At 51.0% G+C, this 5,601-nt stretch carries 2 tRNA genes and 3 rRNA genes; all 5 read right to left on the bottom strand.

Going from position 1 to position 5,601, the window contains the following annotated elements:
- Positions 1-111 precede the first annotated feature (111 nt).
- The 5 genes from rrf to GTQ38_RS20825 all read right to left on the bottom strand — a co-directional run bounded on the left by rrf (position 112) and on the right by GTQ38_RS20825 (position 5,426).
- Positions 112-223: ribosomal RNA gene (rrf, locus tag GTQ38_RS20845) — 5S ribosomal RNA — on the bottom strand.
- A 149-nt stretch (positions 224-372) separates the two neighbouring features.
- A 23S ribosomal RNA gene (locus GTQ38_RS20840) occupies positions 373-3,229 on the bottom strand.
- Positions 3,230-3,462: 233 nt separating this feature from the next.
- Positions 3,463-3,536, bottom strand: a tRNA-Ala gene (locus GTQ38_RS20835).
- Positions 3,537-3,655: 119 nt separating this feature from the next.
- Positions 3,656-3,729: transfer RNA gene (locus GTQ38_RS20830), tRNA-Ile, on the bottom strand.
- 173 nt (positions 3,730-3,902) lie between these two features.
- Positions 3,903-5,426 (bottom strand): 16S ribosomal RNA (locus GTQ38_RS20825).
- The 16S, 23S and 5S rRNA genes sit together here with 2 tRNA genes alongside, the layout of an rRNA operon.
- Positions 5,427-5,601: the final 175 nt, after the last annotated feature.

The following is a 5,601-nucleotide window of genomic DNA, read 5'->3' as shown; positions in this document are numbered from 1 at the left end:
TTTTAGCGAATCAGGACCCTGACGAGCCAGAGGCTTCGTCAGCGGCTCTCCCACCTGGTCTATTCCCTTATAAATAAAAAGACCCCTCACACTAGTGTGAAGGGTCTTCGAAGAAGGCGGCGGCCTACTCTCCCACCTGGTCTGGCAGTACCATCGGCGCAGACGGACTTAACTTCCCTGTTCGGAATGGATAGGGGTGAACCCCGTCGCCATGGCCACCCGAGTTTTAGGTTCTTGTTTGGCTCTCTAGCCTTTTAGAACCCTCATATGCGGACATATGAGTAATATTTTAACATATTGGGGAAAAACACAAAATAACTACAAGTAAAAAAACTACGATTATACTCCAAACAATTCTACAAGGCCTTGCGTTGGCGCAAGCTCAACGGGCTATTAGTACCACTCGGCTACATACATCACTGCACTTGCACCTGTGGCCTATCAACGTGGTGATCTCCCACGACCCTTTAAAGAAATCTCATCTCGCGGCGGGTTTCGCGCTTATATGCTTTCAGCGCTTATCCCTTCCCGACTTAGCTACTCGGCAGTGCCCCTGGCGGGACAACCGATACACCAGCGGTCAGTCCGACTCGGTCCTCTCGTACTAGAGTCAGGTCCGCTCAAATTTCTAACGCCCGCAGTAGATAGAGACCGAACTGTCTCACGACGTTCTGAACCCAGCTCGCGTGCCACTTTAATGGGCGAACAGCCCAACCCTTGGGACCTTCTCCAGCCCCAGGATGTGACGAGCCGACATCGAGGTGCCAAACCCCCCCGTCGATGTGAGCTCTTGGGGGAGATCAGCCTGTTATCCCCGGCGTACCTTTTATCCTTTGAGCGATGGCCCTTCCATACGGAACCACCGGATCACTATGCTCTACTTTCGTACCTGTTCGACCTGTATGTCTCACAGTCAAGCGCCCTTATGCCATTGCACTCTACGCACGGTTGCCAAGCGTACTGAGGGCACCTTTAGAAGCCTCCGTTACTCTTTTGGAGGCGACCACCCCAGTCAAACTACCCACCACGCACTGTCCTCCACTTCCGCGGAGTTAGGCCCCAGACAAACAAAGGCTGGTATTTCAACAACGGCTCCACCACGCCTGGCGACGCAGCTTCAAAGCCTCCCAGCTATCCTACACATTGGTTGCCCAAGGTCAATACGAAGCTATAGTAAAGGTGCACGGGGTCTTTTCGTCCCACTGCGGGTAACCGGCATCTTCACCGATACTACAATTTCACCGAGCTCATGGCCGAGACAGTGTCCAGATCGTTGCACCATTCGTGCAGGTCGGAACTTACCCGACAAGGAATTTCGCTACCTTAGGACCGTTATAGTTACGGCCGCCGTTTACCGGGGCTTCAGTTCAATGCTTCATCCTAAAAGGAATAACATCTCCCCTTAACCTTCCGGCACCGGGCAGGTGTCAGGCCCTATACGTCATCTCTCGATTTTGCAGAGCCCTGTGTTTTTGATAAACAGTCGCCTGGACCTCTTCACTGCGGCCGTGTAGTGTTATACTACACGGCGACCTTTCTCCCGAAGTTACAGGTCTATTTTGCCTAGTTCCTTAGCCATGAATCTCTCGAGCGCCTTAGAATACTCATCCCAACCACCTGTGTCGGTTTACGGTACGGGCCGCATACCTCGCTTTTCTCGGTAGACGATACGCTGGATTATCGGCGCGGCCGTAGCCTTGCCGTACTATCTCCTTCTTAACAAAGAATTCAACGTGCTATTCCGTCAGCACGCACCAACTCCTCGTCCACGTCACTTTTAGCGGTATGCGGGTAGCAGAATATTAACTGCTTGTCCATCCACTATCCCTTTCGGGTTCGCGTTAGGTCCCGACTGACCCCCGGCTGATTAGCATGGCCGGGGAAACCTTGGTCTTTCGGCGTGCGGGTTTCTCGCCCGCATTATCGTTACTTATGCCTACATTTTCGTTTGTAGCTCCTCCACAAGGCCTCACAGCCTTGCTTCAACAGCACTACAATGCTCCCCTACCCCCTGTATCTCATGATACAGGGCCATAGCTTCGGTGGTGTGCTTATGCCCGATTATTATCCATGCAGAACCGCTCGACCAGTGAGCTGTTACGCACTCTTTAAATGAATGGCTGCTTCCAAGCCAACATCCTGGCTGTCTAGGCAGTTCCACCGCGTTTTGTCAACTTAGCACACACTTGGGGACCTTAGCTGATGGTCCGGGTTGTTGCCCTTTCGGACATGGACCTTAGCACCCATGCCCTCACTGCGTAATAACATTTTATAGCATTCGGAGTTTGTCAGGAATTGGTAGGCGGTGAAGCCCCCGCATCCAATCAGTAGCTCTACCTCTATAAAACTCTAATTACACGCTGCACCTAAATGCATTTCGGGGAGTACGAGCTATTTCCGAGTTTGATTGGCCTTTCACCCCTACCCACAGGTCATCCCAAGACTTTTCAACGTCAACGGGTTCGGGCCTCCACTATGTGTTACCACAGCTTCACCCTGCCCATGGGTAGATCACACGGTTTCGCGTCTGCCACTACTGACTTAGGCGCCCTATTCAGACTCGCTTTCGCTCCGGCTCCGCACCTGAAGTGCTTAACCTTGCCAGTAACGGCAACTCGTAGGCTCATTATGCAAAAGGCACGCCGTCACCACATAAATGCAGCTCCGACCGCTTGTAGGCGTATGGTTTCAGGTTCTATTTCACTCCCCTGTTCGGGGTTCTTTTCACCTTTCCCTCACGGTACTGGTTCACTATCGGTCTCCCAGGAGTATTTAGTCTTGGCGGATGGTCCCGCCGGTTTCACACAAGGTTTCACGTGCCCCGCGCTACTCAGGATACCGCTATCAATTATATCAAGTTACCCGTACGGGGCTATCACCCTCTACGGCCCCACTTTCCAGTGGGTTCCAGTTCCTTAATACATCGAATGTCGCGGTCCTACAACCCCGATATTGCCGAAACAACATCGGTTTGGACTCTTCCGATTTCGCTCGCCACTACTCTCGGAATCACTATTGTTTTCTCCTCCTCCGGCTACTTAGATGTTTCAGTTCACCGGGTTCGCTTACCTTTCGGCATACTATACCTTCAGTATAGTGGGTTGCCCCATTCGGACACCTGCGGATCATTTCGTATGTGCCGATCCCCGCAGATTTTCGCAGCTTATCACGTCCTTCTTCGCCTCTGGGAGCCTAGGCATCCCCCATACGCCCTTGCTTAGCTTGTCGCCTTAGCCTCGTATTCTATTTGCTCGGATACTTTCGTACCCTTTTTCTCTAGTTTTTTCGTGTTTTCCCAGTTATTATCCCTTAGCCTTAAAGACTAAAAAATAACAACCTTCCCAATATGTCAATGAACGTTCCTTCGTGCTCCGTAGCCTTGGCGAAGGAGTATTTCCCTCTCCTTTAGACTTCCTTTGCATGAATTACGCCCTACTCCGCACTAGGCTTCGTAGGACAAAGTGGAGAATACCGGAGTCGAACCGGTGACCTCTTGAATGCAAATCAAGCGCTCTAGCCAGCTGAGCTAATCCCCCATCACCCTGTTAGTTGGCCGTTGCCAGTTGACAGTTGACAGTGTGCACAACTTCTAGAATTTCCAATTTTTCTCTCAATGAACTTTGGCCACCTTCGCACAAGGCTTCGGTGCCCACAGTAGTCTCAGGCAGACTCGAACTGCCGACCTCTACATTATCAGTGTAGCGCTCTAACCAGCTGAGCTATGAGACTTCGTTAGTTGATCGTTGATAGTGTCTTGTTGATCGTTTTACCAACAACCATCAACTATATATCATAATAATGGCAGACAGGTCCTTAAAAATGCTAAAGCACCTTTGATTTAAAAACCATGGGTGGGAATGGTTACTTCCCTTTGCGTGTCGTAGCTCCAAGTCTTTCTCTAGAAAGGAGGTGTTCCAGCCGCACCTTCCGGTACGGCTACCTTGTTACGACTTAGCCCTAGTTACCGATTTTGCCCTAGGCCGCTCCTTGCGGTGACGGACTTCAGGCACTCCCGGCTTCCATGGCTTGACGGGCGGTGTGTACAAGGCCCGGGAACGTATTCACCGGATCATGGCTGATATCCGATTACTAGCGATTCCAGCTTCACGGGGTCGGGTTGCAGACCCCGATCCGAACTGTGACCGGTTTTATAGATTCGCTCCGCCTTGCGACGTGGCTGCTCTCTGTACCGGCCATTGTAGCACGTGTGTAGCCCAGGACGTAAGGGCCGTGATGATTTGACGTCGTCCCCACCTTCCTCACGGTTTGCACCGGCAGTCCCGTTAGAGTCCCCAGCATCACCTGATGGCAACTAACGGTAAGGGTTGCGCTCGTTATAGGACTTAACCTGACACCTCACGGCACGAGCTGACGACAACCATGCAGCACCTTGTGAATTGCCCGAAGGAGGGTCTATCTCTAAACCTGTCAATCCACATTTAAGCCCTGGTAAGGTTCCTCGCGTATCATCGAATTAAACCACATGCTCCACCGCTTGTGCGGGCCCCCGTCAATTCCTTTGAGTTTCATTCTTGCGAACGTACTCCCCAGGTGGGACACTTATCACTTTCGCTTGGCCACCGAGATCGAAATCCCAACAGCTAGTGTCCATCGTTTACGGCGTGGACTACCAGGGTATCTAATCCTGTTCGCTCCCCACGCTTTCGTCCATCAGCGTCAGTGTATGGTTAGTGACCTGCCTTCGCGATCGGTGTTCTATGTAATATCTATGCATTTCACCGCTACACTACATATTCCGGCCACTTCACCATAACTCAAGACAACCAGTATCAAGGGCAGTGCTACGGTTGAGCCGCACCATTTCACCCCTGACTTAATCGCCCGCCTGCGGACCCTTTAAACCCAATGATTCCGGATAACGCTCGGACCCTCCGTATTACCGCGGCTGCTGGCACGGAGTTAGCCGGTCCTTATTCTTACAGTACCGTCATCATCCCTCGCAAGGGACTTATTCTTCCTGTATAAAAGCAGTTTACAACCCATAGGGCTGTCTTCCTGCACGCGGCATGGCTGGATCAGGCTTCCGCCCATTGTCCAATATTCCTCACTGCTGCCTCCCGTAGGAGTCTGGTCCGTGTCTCAGTACCAGTGTGGGGGATCCCCCTCTCAGGGCCCCTACCTATCGACGTCTTGGTAAGCCGTTACCTTACCAACTAACTAATAGGACGCATAGCCATCTTTTACCGTAACCTTTAATCATCTTAAGATGCCTCAAAACAATACTATGGAGCATTAATCCAAATTTCTCTGGGCTATTCTCCAGTAAAAGGTAGGTTCTATACGCGTTGCGCACCCGTGCGCCACTCGTCAGCGGAAAAGCAAGCTTTTCCCTGTTACCGTTCGACTTGCATGTGTTAGGCCTGCCGCTAGCGTTCATCCTGAGCCAGGATCAAACTCTTCATCGTTTGTCTGTATATAACTATACTTGAATACCACTAACAAAGAAATTCAATCCCCAACCCATTTATTCGGTCCTTAATTCTTTAATACTTTAACCTTTTTAAGGCCTGTTCCTATTACAAGATCAATCCTGCAATAGTAACGCTGTCTGCCAATATGTCAATGAACCTTTTTCTATTC

Origin of the sequence: Poritiphilus flavus (genome assembly GCF_009901585.1) — a bacterium.
Lineage (GTDB): Bacteria > Bacteroidota > Bacteroidia > Flavobacteriales > Flavobacteriaceae > Poritiphilus > Poritiphilus flavus.
This window is presented reverse-complemented; position numbering and strand designations above follow the sequence as displayed.